The organism is Roseburia sp. 831b (genome assembly GCF_001940165.2).
Classification (GTDB): domain Bacteria; phylum Bacillota; class Clostridia; order Lachnospirales; family Lachnospiraceae; genus Roseburia.
Map to the genome: position 1 here is coordinate 2,396,420 of NZ_CP135162.1, position 24,809 is coordinate 2,421,228.

The 24,809-nt window shown below is 42.4% G+C and carries 21 protein-coding genes and 2 tRNA genes; 11 read left to right on the forward strand and 12 right to left on the reverse strand.

Translation table 11 applies throughout. From position 1 onward, the window contains the following. Positions 1–217 precede the first annotated feature (217 nt). Together BIV16_RS10975 and BIV16_RS10980 are read right to left on the reverse strand one after the other, a co-directional pair. A complete protein-coding gene (locus BIV16_RS10975; protein ID WP_173664558.1) occupies positions 218–394 on the reverse strand; it encodes a DUF6472 family protein in 177 nt (58 codons plus the stop codon). 4 nt (positions 395–398) lie between these two features. Beyond that, positions 399–782 carry a hypothetical protein gene (locus BIV16_RS10980; RefSeq protein ID WP_075680825.1) on the reverse strand — a complete coding sequence of 128 codons (384 nt, stop codon included), beginning with the start codon at positions 780–782 and terminating at the stop codon, positions 399–401. 172 nt (positions 783–954) lie between these two features. On the opposite strand from BIV16_RS10980, the gene BIV16_RS10985 reads away from it, so the two are divergent. Next, the gene (locus BIV16_RS10985) at positions 955–1,140 is read left to right on the forward strand and encodes a DUF4250 domain-containing protein (RefSeq protein ID WP_075680826.1); all 186 of its coding nucleotides are present in this window, start codon (positions 955–957) and stop codon (positions 1,138–1,140) included. A gap of 7 nt (positions 1,141–1,147) precedes the next feature. Here BIV16_RS10985 and BIV16_RS10990 read toward each other — a convergent pair whose 3' ends face one another. Together BIV16_RS10990 and BIV16_RS10995 are read right to left on the reverse strand one after the other, a co-directional pair. After that, positions 1,148–1,708, reverse strand: a complete 561-nt coding sequence (locus BIV16_RS10990; RefSeq protein WP_075680827.1) for a M48 family metallopeptidase — start codon at positions 1,706–1,708, stop codon at positions 1,148–1,150. Positions 1,709–1,794: 86 nt separating this feature from the next. Beyond that, the gene (locus BIV16_RS10995; RefSeq protein ID WP_075680828.1) at positions 1,795–2,784 is read right to left on the reverse strand and encodes a helix-turn-helix transcriptional regulator; all 990 of its coding nucleotides are present in this window, start codon (positions 2,782–2,784) and stop codon (positions 1,795–1,797) included. Between the two features lie 337 nt (positions 2,785–3,121). Here BIV16_RS10995 and BIV16_RS11000 point away from each other — a divergent pair, with 337 nt between their 5' ends. From BIV16_RS11000 to BIV16_RS11015, 4 genes are all read left to right on the forward strand, one after another. Beyond that, the gene (locus tag BIV16_RS11000) at positions 3,122–4,573 is read left to right on the forward strand and encodes an NAD(P)/FAD-dependent oxidoreductase (protein WP_083625233.1); all 1,452 of its coding nucleotides are present in this window, start codon (positions 3,122–3,124) and stop codon (positions 4,571–4,573) included. A 39-nt stretch (positions 4,574–4,612) separates the two neighbouring features. Continuing rightward, positions 4,613–5,875 (forward strand): NAD(P)/FAD-dependent oxidoreductase, encoded by a 1,263-nt coding sequence (locus BIV16_RS11005; RefSeq protein ID WP_075680830.1) that lies wholly within the window; start codon positions 4,613–4,615, stop codon positions 5,873–5,875. Positions 5,876–5,982: 107 nt separating this feature from the next. Continuing rightward, positions 5,983–6,348: a DUF1667 domain-containing protein gene (locus BIV16_RS11010; protein ID WP_075680831.1), complete on the forward strand. Its 366-nt coding sequence runs from the start codon at positions 5,983–5,985 to the stop codon at positions 6,346–6,348. A gap of 128 nt (positions 6,349–6,476) precedes the next feature. Then, positions 6,477–7,043 (forward strand): glycerol-3-phosphate responsive antiterminator, encoded by a 567-nt coding sequence (locus tag BIV16_RS11015; RefSeq protein WP_075680832.1) that lies wholly within the window; start codon positions 6,477–6,479, stop codon positions 7,041–7,043. Positions 7,044–7,742: 699 nt separating this feature from the next. Here the strand turns inward: BIV16_RS11015 and BIV16_RS11020 are convergent. The 4 genes from BIV16_RS11020 to BIV16_RS11035 all read right to left on the reverse strand — a co-directional run bounded on the left by BIV16_RS11020 (position 7,743) and on the right by BIV16_RS11035 (position 14,191). Next, entirely contained in the window at positions 7,743–8,936 is a 1,194-nt protein-coding gene (locus BIV16_RS11020) for a cation:proton antiporter (protein WP_075680834.1), read from the reverse strand. A 419-nt stretch (positions 8,937–9,355) separates the two neighbouring features. Beyond that, on the reverse strand, positions 9,356–10,135 hold the full coding sequence (murI, locus tag BIV16_RS11025) for a glutamate racemase (protein WP_075680835.1): 780 nt from the start codon (positions 10,133–10,135) through the stop codon (positions 9,356–9,358). A gap of 43 nt (positions 10,136–10,178) precedes the next feature. Continuing rightward, entirely contained in the window at positions 10,179–13,040 is a 2,862-nt protein-coding gene (locus BIV16_RS11030) for an AAA family ATPase (RefSeq protein ID WP_075680836.1), read from the reverse strand. Further along, positions 13,037–14,191, reverse strand: coding sequence for an exonuclease SbcCD subunit D (locus tag BIV16_RS11035; RefSeq protein WP_075680837.1), 1,155 nt, complete (start codon positions 14,189–14,191; stop codon positions 13,037–13,039). Before BIV16_RS11035 ends, BIV16_RS11030 begins: the two co-directional genes overlap by 4 nt. Positions 14,192–14,334: 143 nt before the next feature. On the opposite strand from BIV16_RS11035, the gene BIV16_RS11040 reads away from it, so the two are divergent. Beyond that, complete coding sequence (locus BIV16_RS11040) at positions 14,335–14,760, forward strand: helix-turn-helix domain-containing protein (RefSeq protein ID WP_075680838.1); 426 nt, start codon at positions 14,335–14,337, stop codon at positions 14,758–14,760. Between the two features lie 90 nt (positions 14,761–14,850). On the opposite strand, the gene BIV16_RS11045 is transcribed toward BIV16_RS11040, so the two are convergent. Together BIV16_RS11045 and BIV16_RS11050 are read right to left on the reverse strand one after the other, a co-directional pair. Then, positions 14,851–15,768: a SufB/SufD family protein gene (locus BIV16_RS11045; RefSeq protein WP_075680839.1), complete on the reverse strand. Its 918-nt coding sequence runs from the start codon at positions 15,766–15,768 to the stop codon at positions 14,851–14,853. 85 nt (positions 15,769–15,853) lie between these two features. Further along, positions 15,854–16,585, reverse strand: a complete 732-nt coding sequence (locus tag BIV16_RS11050; protein WP_075680840.1) for an ABC transporter ATP-binding protein — start codon at positions 16,583–16,585, stop codon at positions 15,854–15,856. Between the two features lie 190 nt (positions 16,586–16,775). On the opposite strand from BIV16_RS11050, the gene BIV16_RS11055 reads away from it, so the two are divergent. Further along, positions 16,776–18,491, forward strand: a complete 1,716-nt coding sequence (locus BIV16_RS11055; protein WP_075680841.1) for a sensor domain-containing diguanylate cyclase — start codon at positions 16,776–16,778, stop codon at positions 18,489–18,491. Positions 18,492–18,506: 15 nt separating this feature from the next. Here the strand turns inward: BIV16_RS11055 and BIV16_RS11060 are convergent, their stop codons facing one another. After that, on the reverse strand, positions 18,507–19,001 hold the full coding sequence (locus tag BIV16_RS11060) for a hypothetical protein (RefSeq protein WP_075680842.1): 495 nt from the start codon (positions 18,999–19,001) through the stop codon (positions 18,507–18,509). A gap of 248 nt (positions 19,002–19,249) precedes the next feature. On the opposite strand from BIV16_RS11060, the gene BIV16_RS11065 reads away from it, so the two are divergent. The 4 genes from BIV16_RS11065 to BIV16_RS11080 all read left to right on the forward strand — a co-directional run bounded on the left by BIV16_RS11065 (position 19,250) and on the right by BIV16_RS11080 (position 22,770). Continuing rightward, complete coding sequence (locus tag BIV16_RS11065; RefSeq protein ID WP_075680843.1) at positions 19,250–21,274, forward strand: amylo-alpha-1,6-glucosidase; 2,025 nt, start codon at positions 19,250–19,252, stop codon at positions 21,272–21,274. Between the two features lie 558 nt (positions 21,275–21,832). Then, positions 21,833–21,905, forward strand: a tRNA-Phe gene (locus BIV16_RS11070). Between the two features lie 6 nt (positions 21,906–21,911). Next, a tRNA-Gly gene (locus BIV16_RS11075) sits at positions 21,912–21,982 on the forward strand. A 137-nt stretch (positions 21,983–22,119) separates the two neighbouring features. Beyond that, complete coding sequence (locus tag BIV16_RS11080; protein ID WP_075681032.1) at positions 22,120–22,770, forward strand: hypothetical protein; 651 nt, start codon at positions 22,120–22,122, stop codon at positions 22,768–22,770. A gap of 174 nt (positions 22,771–22,944) precedes the next feature. On the opposite strand, the gene BIV16_RS11085 is transcribed toward BIV16_RS11080, so the two are convergent. Then, positions 22,945–24,687, reverse strand: a complete 1,743-nt coding sequence (locus tag BIV16_RS11085) for an alpha-amylase family glycosyl hydrolase (protein ID WP_075680844.1) — start codon at positions 24,685–24,687, stop codon at positions 22,945–22,947. Between the last annotated feature and the right edge of the window lie 122 nt (positions 24,688–24,809).

Here is a 24,809-nt window from a genome sequence, read left to right on the forward strand (position 1 = left end):
AACTCCGCCGCAGTGCGATCCGTGCGGAGCATTTTTTATGTAATAGAAACGAAATTTTCTATTACATAAAAAAGAAAAAGGCAGTTTCCTGCATCTTCTTTGTTTCCAAAGTATGTGCAGGGGAACTGCCTTTTTCTCTTTCTCACATCTGATATCCGAGGATACCTTGTCTCCCTTTTTTACATCTGATATTCGAGGATACCTTGTCTCTCTTTTTTTACATCTGATGTCTGACAACGCGGTATTCATCATCGTTCTGATAGTACGGACATTCTTTATAATGACCGGACATCATTCTTGCCGCATCATCTTCATCCATATCGACCTCACAATAGTAAGCCTCATCGTCTTCATCATACACATTGTATACACAAGTATCACAATTGGACTGCATTTTTCTACCTCCAGGTTACAATCACTTCATCATAAAGCTGATATAAAAATTCTTTTAACAGCTCTTCCTGCTTTTTCCAGTACTGCTCTGTTATCTCGTCTCCGTTTACAGTTGTAGTTGTAACATCCATGACCGCATCCACAATCTCTGGATTCAAATCATCCATCGCTTCTTCTACCACTGCCTCAAATGCACAATACGCATCGTTTGTCAGATAGAGAATGAAATTCTCTTTTGTCAGATTTCTCGCCTCATAGCTGTCTGTAAAAATATCATTTCCGACAGCGGCAATCTCTTCAAATTCTGTTTTCACATTTTTATATTCTACCGGGCAATAACTTTCCTTGAAAAAAGTATCAAATACCTCTTTGTCAATCTTTTGTTCCATCTTTTGCTATTCCTATTCTTTTCTATAATTTGATATGGTAATCAGTATATCACATCTTTTTGTCGAAACCAAATCGAACTTTACTTTTCTTATCCGCCGTGTTATTTTATTTTCAGATTTCAGTGTGAAGTGGCAAACTTTTGCCTGCACCATTATAAAAAGGAGGTTCCCTATGAACTATGATTCTCTTCCAAATGACCCTGTCATGTTGATGAGTTTTCTCAATACCCAGCTTCGCGACCATTATCCTTCTTTAGAGGCTCTTGCCGAAGCTTACGAATTTCAGGTTGAAGATGTCGTCGCAAAATTAAAAAGTATTGATTACGAGTATGATGCCAAGACAAACCAGTTTGTGTAGCAGCTTACTACCTCATCTCCCGGCGAATTCGTTTCCATTCCGGGCAAAATTGGTTGACATAACTCCAGAACCTTTGGTTATGACTCGCCTCGAGAAGATGACACATCTCATGAATCACAACGTATTCTAACTGTTCCTCTTTGCGGAACGCAAGTTCAAGATTCAGATTTACATGCCCTGTTCTCACATTGCAAGAACCCCAGCGCGTCTTCATTTTCCGTATGGTAAGCCCTGTCACGGTAACCCCAATCACAGGCTGCCATTTTTCAATCAGTTTCCATGCTTCCTCTTTTAAAAAGTTTCGGAAAAACTTTTCCTGTTCCGGTGTCAGCAGGTCGGATTCCATCACCGTTTCCCCCTGTTCTTCCCACCTTTTCTGATTTTTTCGAATCCAGTCTTCTTTACTTTTTACCAGACGGACAATCTCTTTCTCACTGACTCCATGCGGCGCTGATACCAAAATCGTGCCATCTTTTGGATTGATTCGAAGATAGAGATTCTTCATTTTCTTTTTTGTCACTTCAACTACCATATCGTCTATGGTAAACTGATACTTCTTTTCTTTCATTTATTTTATTCTAAAACTTTCTATTTTTTTGTGTGCTAGCTGTCAAACGGTTTTTGAACATTTTCTTTCTAACTGGAGTGCTGCATCTACTCTTGATATTTTTTCAGGATGGATGCTAAATACGCTTCGTACTGTGCTTTTACACGTTCAGGAGATTCAATCTGAACGCCTTCCCCAAGTCCTGTCACCCAGCCGAAAAACTGGCGGCTGACTGCGACATTAACTCTTGCAAGAATCTGCTCCTCCCCTTTCATCCGAAGCGAAACCTCTTTTCCAAACCGGTCAATCATAACTCCGGTCAGGCGTTTGTCGCATAACAAGGTAACGGTCTCCTCCTCGCCGGCAAACATTCCAAACGTCTTTTTTGCATATCCTGCAATGTCAAAATGCTCGAATACTTCTTTCCCTTCCCGCTTATCCACAGAAAGCTCAATCCGAAGCATTTTATCCACACGGTAATGCTTGATTTTTCCACTTTCACCATCGTAAGCAATCAGATAGTAATTTTCGTCATCCCAGGTTAAGCTCCATGGACTGACCTCATAAAATGCTCCATCCTTGCGCAGCTGCATCTCTTTTGTGACACTCCAGTCAAAATACTGGAAGCGGACTTTCACATTCTCACTGATGGCGTTGTAAATCAGATCTACATTATAATAGATACTCTCATTTGGCGTCTTAATGCGGTTCGTTACCACCACCTGGCGGTGTAACTGTTTCGCCTCATTTTTGCTGCACAGGGATTCTAATTTTGCAATCAGTTCTCTTGATTTTTTGGTTGTGATAAATTTCGATGACTGGACGGCGTCCACTAAAAGTTTTAGCTCGGCAAGCTCAAACTGACGGCTCGCCAGATAATAGCCTCCCGGCCGTTCTGTTTTCTTTACAATATCCAGTCCAAAATCCGCCAAGACGTCCATATCGCTGTAAATGCTCTTTCGCTCTGCCTTGATTCCATTCTGGTCAAGATAGGAAATCAGGTCAGCAGTCGTCGCTGCATGATTCTCGTCTGTTTTCTCCATCAGGTATTGCATCAGGTATAACAGTTTTTGTTTCTGCTTTTCAGATTTCGCCATCGCTTTTATCCTTTCTTTTTCAGGCAGTCTCAAATTATCATTCAGGTTATATTAAAAACAGTTTTCACTGCTTGGTAATTGACATAACTGTTTTTTATCTAACCTTAACTATATCTTGTTCCTTTGCAAAAGGCAAGTGAGTTGTGCAACCATTACAATTATTTTACTTGCAACTTATTTTTTTTGTGCTATAATATAGTTAAATCAAATAACGATTACCGAGAGACGTGAGCAAGGTAACTAGAGCGAAGTAATTCGCTTTGTTTCCTTGCTCTTTTTTCGTCTTCAAATTTGTCACAATCGTAACCATTTTTATAAAAGAAAAGGAGATCTTATTATGTATGATGTAGCAATTATCGGTGCCGGTGTCGTTGGCAGTGCAATTGCAAGGGAATTATCCAGATACCAGGTGAAAGCCTGTGTCATTGAACGTGAGGAAGATGTCTGCTGCGGAACTTCCAAAGCAAACAGTGCCATTATCCACGCTGGATTCGACGCAACACCAGGAACTTTAAAAGCCCGCTTGAATGTACGCGGAAATGAAATTATGGATCAGCTTTCCAAGGAACTTGACATTCCATTTAAGCGGAACGGCTCCCTTGTCGTCTGTACCAAAGACCAGGACCCTGCCGGACTGGATGCCTTACTTGAAAAAGGAAAAGAAAACGGTGTCCCTGGACTTGAGATTTTAAGCCGCGAGCAGCTTCTTTCCATGGAACCAAACCTTAGCGATGATGTCACCTGTGCTCTTTTTGCACCGACCGGCGGTATCGTTTGTCCGTTCCACATGACGATGGCTTTTGCAGAGAATGCATTTACAAATGGAGTTGAATTTTTCTTAAACACAGAGGTAACTTCCATTGAAAAAGCAGCCGAAGGATATAAGCTTTCCCTTCACAACCGTGAAAAAGAAGAAACATCCATCTTAGAGACCAAGGTTGTTATCAACGCAGCTGGCGTCTATGCGGACACCTTTAACAATATGGTAAGCGAACACAAGCTTCACATTACCGCCAGAAAGGGAGAATACATGCTGTTAGATAAGGATGCCGGAACACATGTCAGCCATACCGTTTTCCAGCTTCCAAGCAAAATGGGAAAAGGCGTTCTTGTCACACCAACCGTACACGGCAACCTTCTCGTTGGCCCTACCGCAGTTGATGTCGAGGACAAAGAAGCAGTCAACACCACATTAGCCGGACTTGACTCTCTTGGAAAAACCGCTTCCCTCAGCGTCAAAAATATTCCGCTCCGCCAGGTTATCACCTCCTTTGCAGGACTTCGTGCTCATGAGGACGGAGGCGATTTCGTGATTGGCGAAGCAGCTGATGCAAAAGGATTTGTCAATGTTGCCGGCATCGAATCACCGGGACTTTCCTCTGCACCTGCTATCGGAGAAATGGTTGCAACGCTGGTAAAAGAAATGCTTTCCCTTTCCGAAAATCCTCATTTTAACGGAAACCGAAAAGGCATTCTCCGACCGGAAAAACTCTCCTTAGAAGAGCGCAATGCATTAATCAAAGAACAGCCGGCATACGGAAACATCATCTGCCGCTGTGAAATGATTACCGAAGGTGAAATCATGGATGCGATTCACCGTCCACTCGGCGCACGTTCCCTCGATGGAGTAAAACGCCGTACCCGTGCCGGAATGGGACGCTGCCAGTCAGGCTTTTGTTCTCCACGTACCATGGAAATCTTAGAGCGTGAGGTTCCACTTAGCATGTTTGACATTACCAAAAACGGCGTTGGTTCCAACCTTGTATATGGACATAACAAAGAAATTTAACTACAAATGTATTTTGATAGAATAGAGAGGATTCATCTTATGAAAAATTATGATTTAGTAATCGTCGGTGGTGGTCCTGCCGGACTCGCAGCCGCAGTTTCCGCAAAAGATAATGGAATCGAAAGTATTTTAATCATAGAGCGCGACAAGGAACTTGGTGGTATCTTGAACCAGTGTATTCACAATGGTTTCGGTCTTCATACTTTTAAGGAAGAATTAACCGGCCCGGAATATGCATCCCGCTTTATTGAGCAGGCAAAAGAACGTAACATTGCCTACAAGTTAAATACCATGGTTATGGATATTTCCCCTGAGAAAAAAGTAACCGCCATGAACCGTGAGGACGGTATGTTTGAGATTCAGGCAAAAGCCATCATCCTTGCCATGGGATGCAGAGAGCGCTCCAGAGGTGCCTTAAACATCCCGGGTTACCGACCAGCCGGCATTTTCTCCGCCGGAACCGCACAGCGTCTTGTCAACATGGAAGGATATATGCCGGGACGTGAGGTTGTCATTTTAGGTTCCGGTGATATCGGACTTATCATGGCAAGACGAATGACCTTAGAGGGTGCCAAAGTAAAAGTCGTTGCAGAGTTAATGCCATATTCCGGCGGTCTGAAACGAAACATCGTGCAGTGCTTAAATGATTTTGACATCCCATTAAAATTAAGCCATACCGTTGTCGATATCGAAGGAAAAGACCGTGTCAAAGCTGTTACCATCGCCGAAGTCGGCCCTGACCGCAAACCGATCCCAGGCACCGAAGAACGTTACACCTGCGACACCTTATTGCTTTCCTGTGGTCTTCTCCCGGAAAACGAATTAAGCAAAGCTGCCGGCGTTGAAATCAATCCGGTCACCTCTGGTCCAATCGTAAACGACAGCTTAGAAACCAGTATCGACGGCGTGTTTGCCTGCGGAAATGTCCTTCACGTACATGACCTTGTCGACTATGTTTCTCAGGAAGCTGCTACCGCTGGAAAAAATGCTGCAAAATATATTCAAAACGGAAAAGATATCGATGCAAAAGAAGTCGAAATTCTGCCAGTGGACGGCGTCCGCTACACGGTTCCAAAATTTATCCGTCCAACCGAGATGGAAGATACCCTTACCGTTCGTTTCCGTGTCGGCGATGTTTTCAAAAACAAAGCAATTGCAACTTACTTTGATGACACCTTAATCAGCAAACGCAAACGTCCTGTTATGGCACCAGGTGAGATGGAACAGGTTATTTTAGATAAGAAAAAATTAGCCGAATTCCCGGATCTTTCGAAGATTACCATTAAGATTGAGGATGTTTAACAGATAAACCAGATTTCGAATGTCTGATTTACATCATTGTACGAATTGTAGATATTATTGATATTTTAGATTAAATTCCTGCAATTGCAGGTAAGGAGGAATCATATATGGAAACAAAGAATCTGACTTGTATCGGCTGCCCGCTCGGCTGCTCGCTTACCGTCACATTAGAAAATAAAACCGTGACATCTGTTACCGGAAATACCTGTCCAAGGGGAGATGCTTATGCAAGAAAAGAAGTGACAAACCCAACCAGAATTGTCACCTCCTCCGTCAAAGTAGAAGGTGGAAATCTTCCGGTTGTCTCGGTCAAAACCAAAGAAGACATTCCAAAATCCAAAATTTTTGCATGCACCGAAGCCTTAAAAGATGTCGTAGCCAAAGCTCCTGTACACATCGGGGATGTCCTTTGCAGCAATGTTGCCGGAACCGGCGTTGATATTGTTGCAACCAAAAATATTGAACGAATTTAACATACATTCGTTTTTTCCTTTTATTTTATAGTGGTATTCTGAGGGGAGTTCTACTATAATAATAGGGTGTTGGTATTTTTGCCAGCGCCCTATTTTAGTGTATTGTAAACGGAGGGAAACCATTACTTATGAAAAAAGAATTCAGAGAGGCTTTAGAAGATTCTCCGATTATCGCTGCCATCAAAGACGATGCGGGACTTTCCAAATGCCTTTCCAGTGAAAGCAAGATTATTTTTATCCTTTATGGAGATATTTGTAATATTACCGAAATTGTAGAAAAAGTGAAGGCATCCGGAAAGCTTGCCATGGTTCATATCGACCTGATTAACGGTCTTAGTTCCAAGGAAATTTCCGTTGACTTTATCAAAAAATACACCCACGCAGATGGTATTATCACTACCAAACCTGCACTGATTAAGCGTGCCAAAGAATTGTCACTCTACACGATTCTTCGTCTTTTCGTCATCGACTCCATGGCTTATGAGAACATCGACAAGCAATTAAAAAATGCCAAACCGGATTTGATTGAGATTCTTCCTGCACTCATGCCAAAAGTCGTCTCAAAAATCTGTAAACTTTCAACTACACCTGTCATTGCAGGCGGACTTGTCGCAGACAAGGAGGATGTGATGTCACTGTTGACCGCAGGCGCCGTCAGCGTATCCTCCACGAACCCTGCCATTTGGTTCTTATAATTCAACCACCACGATACGTTGGTCATGTAATTTTTACTCTGATTTCCTTTCATGAAAAAGTGTGCGCTTGCAGCATACTCTTCCACTCCGCGAGGTACGCAGCTTTGCAAGCTTGTTTGCATTTGCAGCATTGTCCAGCTCCGTCACAGTGTAATCCTCGCGGAGCCTTTTTTCTGTTATTGATTCCAAATTGAAGTTTCTTGCTTTTATGGCATATGCTTTGGCATTATTCCGGGCATTCATTGATTGCTGAATCGATTTTTTGATTTTGTGACATATGCGGATAACGCTAGAAATCGGATGAAAAAATCTATTTTATAAATATGACATCTCACTTGAAAAATTACCCAAAACCACCTCGAATTACGAATGTTATGTAAACCATTTTGCTGATTTTGAATAAATACAGGGGAATCTTAAAAATTTGTCCAAAATTCTGTAAAAAAGCTTGATTTTTTGGATAATTTTCTTCAAACTCATCACTATTGTCCAATGGGATATTTTTATGTAAACCAGCACCCTTCAAAATGAATCAAATTGGGATTATTTATGAAAAATGGCATAGCAAGAAAACTTACCTATATCAGCAACTTTTCCTGCTATGCCTGTAATTTTTAGGCTATACCTGTGCTTCTTCTGGCTATATTATTACTTCTTACACCACGTCTGCACATTTCCAGCTATGCCTGTTATTTTAGGCTACGCCTGCGCTTCCCCTGGCTTATCTTTCATGACAATCTTTAATAAGATTGGGGTAATCAATGTGGTGACAATCACTACCACAACGATTGGTGCAAACAGTGTGTCATCTAACATTCCACACTGGTATCCTTTCTGCGCAACAATCAGGGCGACCTCACCACGGGAAATCATACCGACACCGACCTGAAGCGCTTCCCTTGTTGTACATTTACAAAGCTTTGCACCGAGTCCACAGCCAAGAACCTTTGTTAAAATTGCAACAATCAATAAGATAACTGAGAAAATCCAGATACTTGCATCCATTCCACCTAAAGTAACCTTTAAACCAACGCTGGCAAAGAATACCGGGGAGAAGATGAGGTATGATGCAATCTCACAACGTCTTGCGACGTATGGGCCAACTTTTAAGGAACAAAGCATCAATCCTGCAAAATAGGCACCTGTAATATCGGCAATTCCAAAGAATTCTTCGGAAATGTATCCCAATATAAAACAGAATGCAACTGCAAAAATAACCACACGTCTTTTTTCATCCTGTCCTTCGATAAAATTCTTCATCTTTGAAACAATGAACCAAAGAATTCCAATCAGGATAAAGTAAAGCACAATTTTAATGGCAACCGATAACGGACTGATGGATGGGTCTTTTAAGCTTGTTACAATGGTAAGCACGATAATACCTACGATATCATCAATCACCGCTGCGCCAAGAATCGTTGTTCCAACTTTTCCCTTCAATTTTCCAAGCTCACGCAAGGTTTCCACCGTGATACTTACTGAGGTTGCAGTCAAAACAACACCGACAAAGACCGCTTTTAACACTTCGTCATAGTCTGCAAAATCCGTATGGAAAAAGAGTGCATAACTTAAGAAACCGCCAAGTAATGGCACAATGACACCGATCATAGCAGTTACAAAAGATGCAACACCATTCTTTTTCAGCTCGCCTAAATCCGTCTCAAGACCGGCACTGAACATCAAAAGCATAACACCGATTTCGGCTGTCAACTCCAAAAAGTATCCCGTATCACCGGTCATTGAAATCTCATTTAAACAAGATGGTCCTAAAATGACACCGGCCAATAAGGCTCCTACGACTGCTGGCATATGCACTTTTCTAGAGAAAAGGCCAAGCACTTTCGTTGAAATCAAAATGATTGCTAAAAATAATAAAAATGAATATGATTCCATATTTTTCTTCCTTTCTTAAGAGTCTTACGATTGAAAAAAGGCTACCACAACTTTCTTCGAACTTGTCTATTCTACTCTCTTTCCATGCAAAATGTAATTGACGTTTTCCACAAAGATGAAAAGGCAGCTCTTTCGAGCTGCCTTTTCGAGGAGTTTAGTTATGAAAATGTTAATCTATCTAAAGGAATTTGGCTTATGCAAATCGGTTATGGAGTACCGACTCACTTCCTTTTGATAAGAACAGTATATCCAGAAAATATGTCCGAATTGTGAAGGAATTCGAAAACATTTCTAAAATTCATTCCTACAAATTTTAGATTTTATTTATAATTAATTTGCACATTGTTTATAAGTACGGCAAATAAATACAAAAATCGCAAAAATATTACAAAACCCTTGTTTTTACGGCATTTGTGGTATCAAAAAGTATGCCAGAGCAGTTGTTTTGCCAGGGCTGTTTTCTGTTCGGTTCCTTCTGTGTTTTCAAAAATTACGGTTCCTTTTTGTGGTGTTGTGTTTAGCAGATTTTTTTCTTTGAGCCTGCGGTAAGTTTCGTGGGCCGTTCCCTCTCCACCGTCAAAAAGTGTGACCGAATCCCCTAACATTTTCTGAATCACATTTTTTACAAGCGGATAATGTGTACAGCCTAACACGGCGGAATCTATTTTTTTATCTGCAAACGGGGCAAACAATTCCTTAAAATATGCTTCGAGTGCCTCCCCTTCTAGCTCTCCTCGCTCCACGAACTCCACCAGTCCCGGACATGGAAGAGAAATAATCTCAGCCTCATTTTCATATCGTTTCATCAGTGCATGAAATTTTTCTTCCCGGAGTGTCATCGGCGTAGCCATCACAAGAACATTAGGATGCTCTTTCTGTAACACTGCTGGCTTTAGTGCCGGCTCAATCCCGATAATCGGCATATCCTTATGATGCTCCCTTAGTATCTGGATTGCAGCACTGGTTGCGGTATTGCATGCAACTACAATTGCTTTTGCACCTTTTCCAATCAAATATTCAATATTGTTACAGGTTAATTTCTGAACCTCCTGCAGACTCTTCGTTCCATACGGTGCATGTTTCGAATCCCCTAAATATAAATAGTTTTCGTTTGGTAAAAAAGCTACCAGCTCCCTTAAAACACTGATTCCACCCAAACCGGAGTCAAACACTCCAATCGGCTGCTGCATTTGTTCCATTTCTTACTCCATTCCTGCGCATATGCTGCACATTGCTCTTATGCTAAATTTCCCATTCTACACGGCTTCCTCTCTCTGTCCGCGTTACGATGAGTTTTTGATCAATCTGTTCTTTCAATTCGGTCACATGGGAAATGATTCCGACTAAGCGGCTGTCTCCAGCCAGCTCATTTAAAACCTCAATCGCCTGTTTTCTTGCCTGTGCATCCAACGAGCCAAATCCTTCGTCGATAAACATCATATCTAGCCGGATGGCTCCTGCATTGCGTCCTACAATATCGGAAAGTCCAAGCGCCATCGCAAGTGCGGCAAGAAAAGATTCCCCGCCCGACAATGTCTTGACATCACGCTCACTGTCTGTAATCAGGCTGTATACAGACAAATCCAATCCCTCGTTTGCCTTTTTCCCGGAATTGGCACCTTCCTTTAATTTGAGCATAAACTGATGATTGCTCATCGTCAACAGTCTTTTGTTCGCCTCCGCAATAATCTGTTTAAAATAACTCCTTTGAATGTAGGTCTCAAAATCTATTTTAGCAGACCCTGTCAACCTTCCATTTGCAGTCTTCGAAAGACTCTTAATCACACGGTCCTGTTCCTCAAGCTGTTTTGCCCGCTCTAAGTAACGGTTGGTGTGTTCTAATATGCTTTGATTCTGCTCTAATGCCGCATGAATGGCAAGCTGCTCTTTTTCAAGCTCCTGGACCACCTTCTGCTCCGTGGAAATCTTGTTTTCCAGGCCAGTGATTTCACATCTTTCCTGCCCCTGCGTCTTTTCTAATAAAATCTGTAACTGCCCCTCATTTTTCTGACATGCCTGTTCGTAATCCCGCAGCCAGTTTTCAAGGCTTTGCCGTTTCTCTTCACTGCAATAAGCTTCATGATAGGACGCTTCATCCAAAAATCCTTCCGCTTTTCTTTTTTCCTCATAGAGCAGCTTTTGCTTTCCGGACTCTTGTTCTAACAGATTTGCATTTTCCAGCTCCTGCTTTTGTCCGCCCTCTTGCAGATGCAGTTTTTCCAGAAAGCTTTCATAAAATTTTTTCGTCTGTTCCAGCGAAGCAGTTTCTTTTGCCAGCACGTCCTTTAATCGCTGCCATTCCATTTTTGCCTGCGCTCCACTCTCAAACGCAATTCCCTCTCTTTTTTGTTTGATTTGTGTGCGCAATACCAACAATTTCTGGTAGGATTCCTGGAGACCTTCTTTGGTCACACGACCCTCCCGCTCTCTTGTTTCACCGGTATCCTTCGAAAACCGGTCTAAGTAAGCGTCCTCCTCCATGCCGGACTCTTCCTGGAAATGTTCCCTCTCATATCGAATCTGCAACTCCAGTTCGGAACACTCCTTCTTTTTCTGCTCTAACTGCTGGTAAAGGGCATCCGTCCGCTCCTCCGCCTGATTGCGGAATTCCTTTTTCTCCTTTACCTCTGCCTCTGTCACCGCCTGCGCGGAAAGCGTTGCCGGGGATGGATGACTGGTGGAGCCACAGACCGGGCAAGGTTGATTTTCCTCTAATTTTTCTGCCAGAATTCCAGCCTGCTCCTGCAAAAAAATCTGATAGGCATCCTCGTAGTCTTTGGCAGCCTGTTTTGCCAGCCCTGCTGCCACCACCCATTCTTCTTTTTTCTTTTCCTGCTCCGCAAGGTTCTTTTCCAGCTTCCCAACAAGAAGAAGATTTTGTTTTGCCCAACTACATATGTCGTTGATATAACTTTTCCGATCGGCATCATAGGATTGCTTTACCTGTTTTTCCTGCTGCAACAATTGTTCCAGTTCTTCATAAACAGGAAACGTCTCCTCTATCGCATGCATTTTTTTGGTAAGTTCTTCCTCTCGCTCTCCAAAGCGCTTTGTCTCTGCCTGTAATTTCTCTGCCCAAGCCCGTTCCTCTTTCCTTGCACGCTCTAAATCTGTCTCCAGCTCTTTTAATCTTTTCCTGGATTCCAAAAGGCGCCTCGCTGCTCCTAAGTGTTTTTCTTCCTCCACAAATACCCTTGCAGCCCCGTCTGCCTTTCTTTTTTGCTCTGTCACCCTTTGCTGCTCGTCTTTTTGCTGTTCCAGAAATTGTTTCTCTTGTTGCAGCTTTTCCAACGAATCAAACAACTTTTGTTTTTCCTGTTCCTTCGCAAACTCCTCTTTCCAGGAATCGAGCTGTTTCTGGCGCTCACCGCGCTCTTTTTTCATATCCTTTTCTTTTTCCTTTAACGTGGATACCAGTTCGTCTAACGGAAGTTCCTCGGTTCCTTCTATCCTTACAATATGAGCCTGTTCCTGCGCATACGCACGTTCATTTTCCGAGATTTTCTCGTCCATCTCAGAGGATGACCGGCGGAGTGACTCCTGAATCTTCCAATAGAAATCCGTCTTAAACAGCTTGGTAAAAATTGCTTTTCGCTCATCCGACTTTGTATACAATAACTTCAGAAAATCTCCCTGGGCAATCATGACAATCTGCGTAAACTGATCCGCACTAAGCCCTATGATTTCCTCTATTTTGGCGTCTGTCGCCGCCTTTTTTTCCGGGAAAACCAGCCCGTCCGGCATCGTAAGCTCTACGGTAGGTGCCACGCGCTGCTCCTTTTCCTTGCCGTTTTTTAGCTGTTTTAAAATCCGGTATTCGGGATTCCTTTTGATGCGGTAAACAGTATTCCCATACGCAAATGAAAAATCAACGTAAGTCACTGCCTCCGGGCTTGCATACTGGCTTCTCATCATGTTTCCGTTGCGCTCTCCACCGCTGGTCTGGTCGTAAAGCGCATAGGTGATTGCATCAAAAATCGTTGTTTTTCCCGCTCCGGTATCCCCTGTAATCAGGAAAATCCCGTGATCCTGCTTTGTAAAATCAATTGTAGTTACATCCGCGTAAGAACCAAACGCCGACATCGTCAGTTGTAACGGTTTCACTCCTCCTCACCTCCTATCTGCTTTTGAATCACTTCTCTTAAAAAAGCATCTTCTTCCTCACTTAACTCCCGGTGGTTCATCTCCTTGAAAAAGCTGCAAAATGCCTCATAAGGGTCAACATGTTCGACCTTCCCCGTCGTAAAGTTCAAAAGATTTCTCGTCCTTGCATTGTCTATTTTTATCTCTAAAATCCGTTCAAACACTGTTTCCAGCTGCTCTTTCGGACGGTTTGACTCCACCTCATCTGTGAGCGTGACGCTGACAAAATCTTTGGCATACTCTTTTTTTTCTAGGATATCTTCCAGTTTTCCCGTCAGTTTCCGCACTGCATGGCGCGGCTTAAGCGGATGAGAAGTCACAACCGCAGGCGTACCTTTTTCGCCTAATTCCACGACTGTAATCGCTTTTTCATCCGATGCTTCGCTCACGGAGTAAGGAAGCGGCGTGCCGCTGTAACGAAACCGTTCCTCGCCAATCTTTTGTGCGCGGTGAATGTGTCCGAGTGCTGCATAATCAAACGATGCAAGACAGCTTACATCCACATTTTCGATCCCGCCTACAATATGCATCTCCGAATCGCTGATCAAAGGCTCCGACGCCCCTGCGGTATAAAACTGGTGGCTTATAATTACATTTCTTCTTGCTGCATCAATCTCTTCCCGCGACAGCACCGCCTTTACGGCACCGTCGTAGCTTGTGATTTCTTCCTCCACCAGTTTTCGGACATAGCCCGGTTTAACAAACGGCAACAGATAGAAATCGACCGGTCCATAAGCATCCTCTAGTGTTACCTTTTTCACTTTCTCTTCCGGTGTAACCGGCGGCATTCCTGCAATGTATACATCATTTTTTGCCAGGATACTGCTTGCGAAATCAATTCTTCTGGCACTGTCATGATTCCCCGCAATCATCATCACGGGTATCGCCGGCTCTATTTCGGACAGGCTTGTTAAAAAGTTGTCAAACACGGACACTGCTTCTGCCGATGGCACTGCCACGTCGTAAATATCGCCGGCAAGAAGAATCGCATCCGGATGCTCTTTTTTTGCATAATCGACAATCTGTTGTAAAATAAAACGCTGTTCTTCACATAAATTATAGTGATGTAACTGTTTTCCAATATGAAGATCCGACAAATGAAAAAATTTCATAGTTTCCACGATTCCCTTCTATTTTCATATATTTTGCACTTGTTTTCAGATAAATTATAGTTTCCATTCTTTTTCTGGTGTAATATAATAAATAGCTATCATTTGACATACACCAACACGTTGAAACGAGAATGGAGATTTTTATGACCGATGACACTTTATTTAAAAATTATAAATTCTGTGCGCAATGCCGAAAGCCGCTTTCCCTCTCATACCCGGATGATATCTGTCCGGATTGCAAGGAACGCCAGCTTTTCAATGAGGTAAAAGAATATATCCGTTCCAATGTTGCGAATGAATATCAGGTCTGCGAACATTTTCACATTCCTCACCACAAAGTGCGCGAATGGATTCGAGAAGGACGAATTGAATATGTAAAAAAGGGCGATCAGGTTGTGATGATTTCTCTCCACTGCAAAAACTGCGGTGCTCCTATCACCTTTGGTTCTCTTTGCTCAAAATGCCTGAAAATGCAAAATACGCAAAGAGGTCATGCCTATGCCGCACCCTCCAAAGAAAACGACGTCCGCATGCACTTTTTGGATTCTGAAAAACCGGATCTGCCATAAATTTTTCAAAAAATCAGGTATACAGCATTTCGAAAAAGTAAAAAAGGTCTGCCACATTACGATATTCCTCGTTTGTGACAGACCTTCTTTTTATTTCAAAAATCCATTGATAATCTGTTCTTCTGCTTCTTTCTCTGTCAATCCAAGTGTCATTAACTTAATTAACTGTTCGCCGGCAATTTTTCCAATTGCGGCTTCATGAATCAGGCTTGCATCGATATTATTGGCGGTAAGCTGTGGGCTTGCAGTCACACATGCCTTGTCCATAATGATGGCGTCACATTCACTATGACCTGCACACTCTGCATTTCCGTTCATGACGGAGAAGAATTCCTGCTTGGATTCCTCTTTTGCAACAGAACGGGAAACCAGATTACAACTGCAGCCTTTTCCATTCATATCAACGGTAAAGTCTGTTTTGGCATACTGTTTGCCGTGTGTCATGATATTCTCATGAATCTCTAAGGTTGCGCCGTCTGCAAGGTCACCCTTTGTCACACGGACGGTGGAATCGATTCCCTTAATCTGTGTGGTCTCCATCTCCATGTATGCACCCTCTTTTAAATGAACGATAGTCTGAGGATTCATCACATTCTTTCCATTTCCATCACCCTCACCATAGTGTCTTTCTATATAGCGGACTTTTGCATTCTTCTCTAAGTAAAAGGTATGAATTCCTTCGTGTTTGGAAGTATCCACACCACAGTTATGAATTCCACAACCGGCTACGATGGTAACGTCCGCACCCTCGCCGATGTAGAAATCATTGTATACACACTCCTGTAAACCACTCTGGCTTAACACAACTGGGATATGAACGCTCTCGTTTACAGTTCCCGGTTTGATGATGATGTCAATTCCATCTTTGTCTGTCTTTGAAACAATATCAATATTGGCAGTTGTGTTGCGGCCTTCCTTTTTCCCATTTGCACGGATGTTGTAAGCACCCTCTGGGATTTCATGCAGTCCTGCAACCTGCTCTAATAAATTCTTTTCTATAATATCCATATCTTAACCATGCCTTTCTTACGAACTATCGGAAATACACTTTGTGCACTCCTAAGGGTTATTGCGATATACGCACAAATACAGTCTAACGGCCTTCTATCTTATCCGTCAGTGTCTTGCAGGTCTCTGCTGTATGAAGAAGCTGTGGAAGTACCTCTTCCTTACTTCCTGCCGTCTGAATCTGTCCATCTGCAATCACCACAATCTTGTCCGCAATATCAAGAATCTTCTCCTGATGAGAAATGATTAAAATGGTTCCCTGAATCTCATCGCGCATCTTCTCGAATACCTTAATCAGGCTGTTAAAGCTCCACAAATCAATGCCTGCTTCTGGCTCATCAAAAATAGAAAGCTGTGTTCCTCTTGCCAAAATCATGGCAATCTCGATTCGTTTCAGCTCTCCACCGGAAAGACTTGCGTTAATCTCACGGTCGATATACTCTCTTGCACACAAGCCAACCTCGGAAAGAATGTCGCAGATATCGCCAACACTCATCTCTTTTCCTGCTGCAAGTGTTACCAAATCCTTTACGGTAAGTCCTTTAAAATGAACCGGCTGCTGAAATGCAAAACTGATTCCTTTTCTGGCACGTTCTGTGATATCCAGCCCTGTAATGTCTTCCCCATTGAACAGAATCTGTCCGCTTGTCGGCTTGATAATTCCGGCAATCATCTTGGCAAGTGTTGACTTTCCACCGCCGTTTGGTCCCGTAATTGCCACAAAATGATCTTCTATTGTCAAATTAATATTTTTTAAAATCTCTTTATTGTCACGATTATCATCAACTTCATATGTGATGTTTCTTAATTCTAACATGAATCCCTCCACAAACTTGATACTTACGGAGAATCCGCAGTTTCTCACGTTATTATATTATACTATCAATCAAATGGAGATACAAGGAAAATATTTCTAGAAAAATTCAGAGTTCTGTCGACTTTTTTGCTTGTTTATGCTAGACTTTTTTTAGAATATTTTTGCTTCAGAATACACATTGGAGTTTATCATGGCGAAAACAAACTTTTCCATAAAATCATTTTTTATTATTCTTGCAGGGTTTACCATTGCTCTGGGTCTGACCTTCCTGCTCTTTTCTTTTTTTCAGCAAGGAGGGCTTGCAGACGACAGCGTAACCTTAAACGATCACTGGAATCTTTCCATTAACGATACACACTATTCTGACGTTTCTTTATCGGACACTCTTTTCCCGGAAACCAATAAGGGAGACTATATCACTCTTTCCTGCACCCTTCCAGACACCGGACTTTCCCATGCACAGCTGATTCTTTTTTCCTGCCATTCTACCCTGAATGTCTCCATCAACGGCACTTCCGTTTACCGTTTTGGCGAGGAGCGGGCTGCCAAGAATAAAATGATTGGATACGGGAACCACTATCTGGAGCTTCCCATCTCTTATGCCGGGAAAACACTTTCCATCCAGATGAAAGTCACAGAAAATCACTCTTTTACCAGTGTGACTGCCCCGATTATCGCAGATGGATACCGCAGTCAGGAACTGTTTATGAGCAAGCATATTATGCCATTCTTTATTAGTGTTTTCTTGATTATATTTGGCATTGCGTTTCTCTTTTTATCTGTTATCATGTATAGCCTTTCGGGAAAATTCTTCCCGTTGGTGCAGCTTTCTTTGATTTCAATCTGCGTTGGAATGTGGACCTTCTGCAACTATCACCTGATGCAGCTTTTCACGCCGGATTTAGCGCTGTGCGCATATTTGGAATATACCAGCCTTTACGTTGCGCCGATTCCGGTTATGCTTTATTTTTACAACTATATCAAATCCTCGAAAAAGAAAATTTTTCCACATTTGTATCAGCTTTATCTGGTCGTATATACGGTCTTTCTGGCAGTCTGCTTTACCTGCCATACCATCGGTGTTGCACATTTTCCTGTATTTTTGCGCATCTTTCACGTGCTGGCCGTCATTATGCTTTTACTGATTATGTTAACCCCATTTTTCGGTTTCCAGACAAAGACCGTCGAATCGAGACTCTTAATCTGTGGTCTTTTGATTTTTGCACTGTTTGCTTCACTTGATTTAATCCGGTTTAATCTGGAAAAGTACACACATTATTTTCTTCGTGAAAGCTTTAACGGATTTCTTGCAATCGGTGCTGTGATTTTTATTCTGTTCCTGTTGGTCTCCTTCGCAGTCCAGCTGACCCAGAATGTCTATTCACAGGCAAAACAGGATCTTTTGGAGCATCAGGCAAACACGGACTCCATGACGGGACTTGCCAACCGCCGGTTCTGTCAAAAAGAAATGGAACAGTTCAAATCATTTCCGAAAAACCAGGTCTTTGGCATCCTTACCTTTGATCTTAACAACTTAAAACAGACCAACGATTCCCTTGGACATGAATACGGGGATAAACTGATTATTACCTTTGCAAATCTTCTGGCACAGACTTTTTCGGATTACGGAACCGTAGGGCGCACGGGCGGCGATGAATTTGTTGTACTTCTTCCAGATGTCAAAAAAAATGACGTGGACGCCCTGGTAAACACACTTTTTGCTAAAATTGCAGATACCAATCGCACCCTGCACGAGTTTACCATCAGTACTTCCTTTGGCTACGCTGAAAGTTCTGAGACTACCGACATTCTTGAGTTGTATAAACTTGCAGACAGCCGCATGTACGACTACAAACGTCGTTATAAAGGAAAATCCCTGGAACCAGAACTGTTCCCAGGGATCTAATCTTTCGCTTTGAAGTTATTTGACAACGGAACGTGGATATTTCACCATGATAGCATCTAACATCTCTTCGTCCGGTTCAAACTCGTACATTTTTACGGTCTCTCCGTCACGCCATACCACTTCATACACCTTGGCATCTGCTCTTCCGGATGCCACATTCTTTCTGGTGATGGTGCGGTCATTCTCATACTTGTACATGCTGCGGTCACCTTTTGGTGCAATCGCAAGCACATTGTCCATATCCATGTAGGCAACTTTCTTTCTTTTTCTTTTTGCCTTAATCATTGCAATCTTCAAATCACCTTCATAGTAGGTATATTCATATTCTACATCAGACTGAAACGCCTGCCAGTACCAGACTACTCCAAACACAATCAACGGTACCAGAAATACAAATGGATTGACCAGACACAGTACAAATGATAAACAGGCTAACACAAGCCAGAGCCATGTCATGACTTTTTTACCAGTGCTTTTTAGCTTTGGCACAACATTCAAAACTTCTCGCATAATTCTTCTTCTCCTAATCTTCAGTATCTATTCTCACTTCTCTTATTATAGAACGTTTTTTGTAAAAAACAAAGAGAAAGGATAGCTTTTTTTTATTCTATCATGTAAAATAAATCTTGCGAAGATTTTTTCGTAAAGTTTCGTACATTTTCATATTTTTTTAGATTTTGTTTAGAATTTATTCTTTTTTCTACGATAAAATCAAATTGTATTTTGTAGAGTAAAATTTCGAGAAGGGATGGGTTTTTATGATTTCTTACGAATACACCAGCAAAGACTGGACAACCTTCCAAGAAGGTATCAAAAGAGAATGGGCAATGACAAACGGCATCGGCGGTTATGCCGGAAGTTCCCTGATTGGAGCGCACAACCGGACACACCAGGGATGGCTGATTGCAAGCCTTCATCCGCCGATTGAGCGTTACCTTGTTTTTTCCAAAATAAATGAGGTGCTAACACGTGGCGATGAAACCTTTGATCTGACAACAGCGCAGCACAAACCGTTTGTTTATCAGGAAGGCCAGACTTATTTGAAACATGTTTCCTACGATGGCACCATCAGTTACTTTTACCAGATGGATCATCTTTCTTTTACACGTCATATCAGTTTAAAACGTGGAAAGAATCTTTGTGCTGTCGCTTATGAGATTGACAACGACGGCGCACCTGTCACCTTGTCTCTCACCCCACTGTTTAACTTCAGAGAACACAGCGAGAGCAGCAAACCGGAAGATTTTGATTTTGAGATTTCTTTGGATGGAAAGAATCTGACTCTGATTCCGAAAAAGATGCCAGATGTTGCCATTCTTTTTAAGACCAGCGAGGGAACCTTTCTCCCACGCAAAGACCTCTACGACTGCGACATGCAGCTTCAGACTGAGGTCGACCTTGAGACAGACGGACTTGACTCTCACTTTACCCCTTATAACATCTCAATCCAGATTCCGGCAGAGGTCTGTAAAAAAGTCAGCGTCACCTGCGAGGTTGTCCCAATTGCCAAATTAGAGAAAAAGAAGGCAGCTTCTATCTCTTCAACCTGCGCATTTACGATTTTGGAGGAAAACAAAAGCTACTACGAGACACTCCAGAAAAATGCAGGCTATCAGAATGAATTTGCCAACCAGCTTGTACTTGCCTCAGACGCTTTCCTTTGCTACCGGGAATCCACCGGATTAAAGACTGTACTTGCCGGACTTCCTTGGTTTACCGACTGGGGACGTGACACTATGATTGCTTTTACCGGACTGACCCTTTGCTGTGGGCGTTATCAGGACGCAAAGGACATTCTGGTTACTTTTTCCAGATATATTCATCATGGAATTGTGCCAAACATGTTCCCGGACACAAACGCAGAGCCACTTTATAACACTGTGGATGCCTCCCTTTGGTATTTTTACGCAGTTGACCAGTTCCTGCGCTATCAGAACACCAAGGCCGACTATGCTTTTGTAGAAAGAGAACTTTATCCGCATTTGAAAGAGATTCAGACCGCTTATGAAAACGGTACCGACTTTAGTATCTACATGGATAAGGACGGGCTTATTCATGCCGGAAGCGGCGTGGATCAGATTACCTGGATGGACGTGCGTGTCGGCGACTGGGTTCCGACTCCTCGTCATGGAAAACCGGTTGAAATCAATGCGTTATGGTACAATGCCTTAAAAGTAATGGAAGATCTTGCGACACGTTTTGGAGATGACCCAACGCATTACCGCGAATTATCAGAACAGGTGAAAGAATCCTTCCTCTCCAAGTTCTGGTACAAGGAGGCCGGCTGCCTTTATGATGTTGTGGACGGTGATGAAATCGATGACCACATCCGTCCAAACCAGATTTACGCCGTATCCTTACCATACAGCATGGTTCCAGATGATATGGCAGAAAAAATCGTATCGGTTGTAAAAGAAAAACTTTACGTTGGATGCGGACTCCGCTCCCTTTCCCGCGACCACAGGGAATACCACGGTATCTATTGCGGTGCGCTGGAAAAACGAGACGCCGCTTACCACCAGGGAACTGCCTGGGGCTTCTTGCTGGGCGGTTTCTTAAGTGCTTACTTAAAGGTAAACCATCACTCCAAAGAGAGTGTCAAAGAGGCTCTTAAGATGTTAGAACCTGTCACTGCACATTTATCTGACAACGGTTGTATTGGTTCCATCTCCGAAATCTTTGACGGTGATGCTCCTCACAATCCACGTGGCTGCTATGCACAGGCCTGGAGTGTCGGAGAAGTCTTACGTGCCTACACCCAGGATATTCTGCCTTATTTGTAAGATTTTGGTTTTATTAAGATTCGGGTGTTAAAAGGTCGCTTACAGTTTTCTTGCTGGAAAATTGCACAATGCCAAGTCTATTTTGTATTTTACAGCCCTCTGTTTTTGGTTAACAGGGGGCTGTTTTTTCTTTTCTTATTATTACTTATTACATTCATGGGATACTTTTCTTTTTGAAGGTTTTATGTTGGAATTTTTCATAACTTAGTGGAGGACAAATTGCACCATGACAGCTCTGCTTTGTGACTATGGAAGAACATTAGAAAATCTTAGTATGTCTGTCTTGGTACAGTGATGTTCTGCCAAGGATGGCAGAACAAGGCTTCACGGGCCACGGACGGCACGTTGAAGCCGGTCACGTCAAAACAAAGCCACTTTTTCAGACATACTTAGATTTTCTTATGTTCGCACATCGGAACAAAGCAGAGACGTCATGATACAATTTGTCCTTTACGAAACTATGCGCAATTTTTTCAAAAAAACTTTCAAAAAGTTACGCTTTTTTTCTTGACACAGGCTTTATCTTCATGTAAAATTGATTTTGTTGTGATGCAAAACGCCCAGTTAGCTCAGTTGGTAGAGCAGAGGACTGAAAATCCTCGTGTCTCTGGTTCGATTCCGGAACTGGGCATCACCTGCGGGTGTAGTTCAATGGTAGAACACCAGCCTTCCAAGCTGGATACGTGGGTTCGATTCCCATCACCCGCTTTAAGAACAGATTCAATCGAATCTGTTCTTTTTTGTTTCCGAAACTTTTCACAAAAGAAGCATTTTCATACCAATTTGCAGCTGTAAAGATAAGATATCGCATCCTCTTTACAGAACCGAAAGAAATGAGGGATATTTTGGAGAAGAAAACAGATTTTAAGGCACTGTCCGGGAAAGCAAAGGCACAATATATTTTTGATTATTATAAGTGGCCCATTCTGATTGGAATTGTTGTTTTGATTATTCTGATTAAAGTAATCATTCATTTTGTAACTTATAAAGAGCCTGTTTTGAATGTAACTATGGTGAACTGCTATCAAACAGCCGAGAACACTGATACAAGCAGTTTCGATGACTTTTTTGAAAAAGAAGGATTTGATGCCGCCAAAGAATGTATCGGTTTTACAAACTCTTTGACCTGGAATCCAAAATCGAACGACTCCATGAGCGTCTCATCCTATGAGAGCATCGCCTTACACATAACGGCTGGTGATGAGGATGTATTTTTCGCTCCACCGGATGTTTTCGAGGCATTGGCTCCTGACGGCTGTATGCTGGATTTAAGAACACTTTTCTCCGATGAGGAATTAGACTCCTACTCCGATTTTCTGGTCTATACGACCGATTCAGAGACGCAGGAGACCTATCCATGTGGATTTGCTTTGAAAAACAATCCTTGGATTACAGAGCATGAATATTATGATGACACCTGCTACCTTGGTATACTGTATACAAGCAAGCATAAGGACACTGCTCTTGATTTTGTAGATTATATTATAAATCCATAGATTTCCCTTTCTGATATGCCATAAATGGAGGAAATTCCTTTTTGCAATCAATGCTGACTAAAAAGAAGGAGCTGGACACTAAAAACTCAGTGTTCAGCTCCTTTTTTATCAATAAAGCAAAGCATTCGCCTGCATCTGCTTCTATGCGACAATTACATCAAATCAATCCATGAATTATTTCAACACAACAACCGAATATGCTGGCATTGTCAGTGTTGTTCCTTCATAAGCAACCGGTTCTGTTCCGGTAAGCAGGCTTCCTCCAATGGAAAGGTCTTTGGTTTCTTCCCCGTTTACAGAAAGTCCGGCAAGATCTACCGTCTGTGTTTCGCCGGAAATATTGTAGACAAGTACCACCTGTTTGTCATCATAAGTTTTTGTAATAGTACAAATATTTTCATCGGAATAATCGCTTTCAAATGTTACATTACCATGCACAATTTCTGGATAGGCGTTCCGAATCTTAATGACTTGTTTCACATAATTGTAGATGGAATTCTCGTCGTCTTTTTGTTCTTCTAAACTGTCATATTTCATTTTGACGGTATCCATATCTTTTGGTCCATCACACATGCCCTTTGCGTTATCGTCTTTCGACCAGTACATCGGCGCTCTCTTATTCTCATCTTTTCCTGAACCTTTCATGCCGAGTTCCTCTCCATAATAAAGGAAGGCGCTTCCGCTCATCAGAAGGTTCATCGCCTGTGCAATCTTTGTCTGGCTCTCGGAATCATCCCCGGAATAATAACCAGCACCTCTTGCCATATCATGGTTGGTATAAAACGGTGCATCAATATAGTTTTCGTTATACTGGGAAATGGTATCCTGCAATGTCTCTAGCTCTTTTCCGTAGCTGCTTGCATTCTTGCCGGAGGAACGTTTGATGGTGTTTGCAATTAAACCGGTGCTGTCTGCAAAATCAAAATCAAAACAGCTGTCCATTCCGCTTGCATAATATTTGGCATAAGTCGGCAAATCCAGCCATGCCTCACCTACGATGTAGGCGTCTTCTTTTTTCTCTTTTACCATCTGGTTAAACCAGCTTAAAACCTCTACGTTCTTATCCACGCTGCCGGAATAATACTCTTTCACTGCATCCAGTCGGAAGCCGTCTACATCATGCGCAAGCCAGAAATCCACAATCTTGTCAAACTCTGCACGAACTGCATCGGAACCGAGATTTAAGTCTGGCATCTCGCTCCAGAACTGTGCCTCATAGTACCAGTCGGTTCCTGGAACTTCATAATAGTTCGCCTGTTTTTCTTTTGAAAAATTATAATAATCTACATATGGACAATCCGCTGCGTTTGGCTCCTCGCCATCCGAAAGGCTCTGCAAATAGGAAACTGCCTGTGTGAACCATGGATGCTTGGAGGATGTATGGTTCATAACAAAATCGATGATAACGTTGATTCCGCGCTCATGAGCTGCCGAAACAAAAGCGTCAAAATCATCCATCGTTCCATACTCCGGATCAATGTCACAGTAATCGGTCACATCATATTTGTGATAGGTTGTTGACGGCATAATCGGCATGAGCCAGATTCCGTTGACACCTAAATCCGTATCGGTAGAAGGATCTCCGTCATTTAAATAGTCAAGCTGTGAAGTAAGACCATTCAAATCTCCGATTCCATCCCCATCGCTGTCATAAAAACTATAAACAAACGCCTCATAAAAGGTACGGTAATTGTCATCCACCACATTTTCCTGGAGCTGGTTGGTCTCGTTCATCAAGGAGAGAGCACCCTCTTCTCCCGTCGCATTTACATTTATAGTTGTCTCTGTGTTTTCCTGCTCTGACGTTACAGCCTCTTTTGTTTCCTTTGCGCCTTGTTTTGTGGTTCCACATCCACCTGCAACACTTCCTAACAGCATCGCTCCCACCAACAGCGCTGCAATACATCTTTTTTTCATTTTCTTCTCCTACTTTTTTAAGAAAAGGCCGTCGAGAACGCTCCATACGTTCTGTGACAGCCCTTTCGTCTATTTTTTTACATTTTCATCTAAAACCCCGCGGAATGTTCCGCAAGTATTTC

Coding starts and splice junctions, on each gene's coding strand:
- BIV16_RS11015 (WP_075680832.1), top strand. CDS start 6,477: ATGAAAAAAGAATTCAGAGAGGCTTTAGAAGATTCTCCGATTATCGCT.
- BIV16_RS11055 (WP_075680841.1), top strand. CDS start 16,776: ATGGCGAAAACAAACTTTTCCATAAAATCATTTTTTATTATTCTTGCA.
- BIV16_RS10980 (WP_075680825.1), bottom strand. CDS start 782: ATGGAACAAAAGATTGACAAAGAGGTATTTGATACTTTTTTCAAGGAA.
- BIV16_RS11035 (WP_075680837.1), bottom strand. CDS start 14,191: ATGAAATTTTTTCATTTGTCGGATCTTCATATTGGAAAACAGTTACAT.
- BIV16_RS10990 (WP_075680827.1), bottom strand. CDS start 1,708: ATGAAAGAAAAGAAGTATCAGTTTACCATAGACGATATGGTAGTTGAA.
- BIV16_RS11020 (WP_075680834.1), bottom strand. CDS start 8,936: ATGGAATCATATTCATTTTTATTATTTTTAGCAATCATTTTGATTTCA.
- BIV16_RS11045 (WP_075680839.1), bottom strand. CDS start 15,768: ATGGATATTATAGAAAAGAATTTATTAGAGCAGGTTGCAGGACTGCAT.
- BIV16_RS10975 (WP_173664558.1), bottom strand. CDS start 394: ATGCAGTCCAATTGTGATACTTGTGTATACAATGTGTATGATGAAGAC.
- BIV16_RS11000 (WP_083625233.1), top strand. CDS start 3,122: ATGTATGATGTAGCAATTATCGGTGCCGGTGTCGTTGGCAGTGCAATT.
- BIV16_RS11010 (WP_075680831.1), top strand. CDS start 5,983: ATGGAAACAAAGAATCTGACTTGTATCGGCTGCCCGCTCGGCTGCTCG.
- BIV16_RS11085 (WP_075680844.1), bottom strand. CDS start 24,687: ATGAAAAAAAGATGTATTGCAGCGCTGTTGGTGGGAGCGATGCTGTTA.
- BIV16_RS10995 (WP_075680828.1), bottom strand. CDS start 2,784: ATGGCGAAATCTGAAAAGCAGAAACAAAAACTGTTATACCTGATGCAA.
- BIV16_RS10985 (WP_075680826.1), top strand. CDS start 955: ATGAACTATGATTCTCTTCCAAATGACCCTGTCATGTTGATGAGTTTT.
- BIV16_RS11065 (WP_075680843.1), top strand. CDS start 19,250: ATGATTTCTTACGAATACACCAGCAAAGACTGGACAACCTTCCAAGAA.
- murI (WP_075680835.1), bottom strand. CDS start 10,135: ATGGAACAAATGCAGCAGCCGATTGGAGTGTTTGACTCCGGTTTGGGT.
- BIV16_RS11060 (WP_075680842.1), bottom strand. CDS start 19,001: ATGCGAGAAGTTTTGAATGTTGTGCCAAAGCTAAAAAGCACTGGTAAA.
- BIV16_RS11005 (WP_075680830.1), top strand. CDS start 4,613: ATGAAAAATTATGATTTAGTAATCGTCGGTGGTGGTCCTGCCGGACTC.
- BIV16_RS11040 (WP_075680838.1), top strand. CDS start 14,335: ATGACCGATGACACTTTATTTAAAAATTATAAATTCTGTGCGCAATGC.
- BIV16_RS11050 (WP_075680840.1), bottom strand. CDS start 16,585: ATGTTAGAATTAAGAAACATCACATATGAAGTTGATGATAATCGTGAC.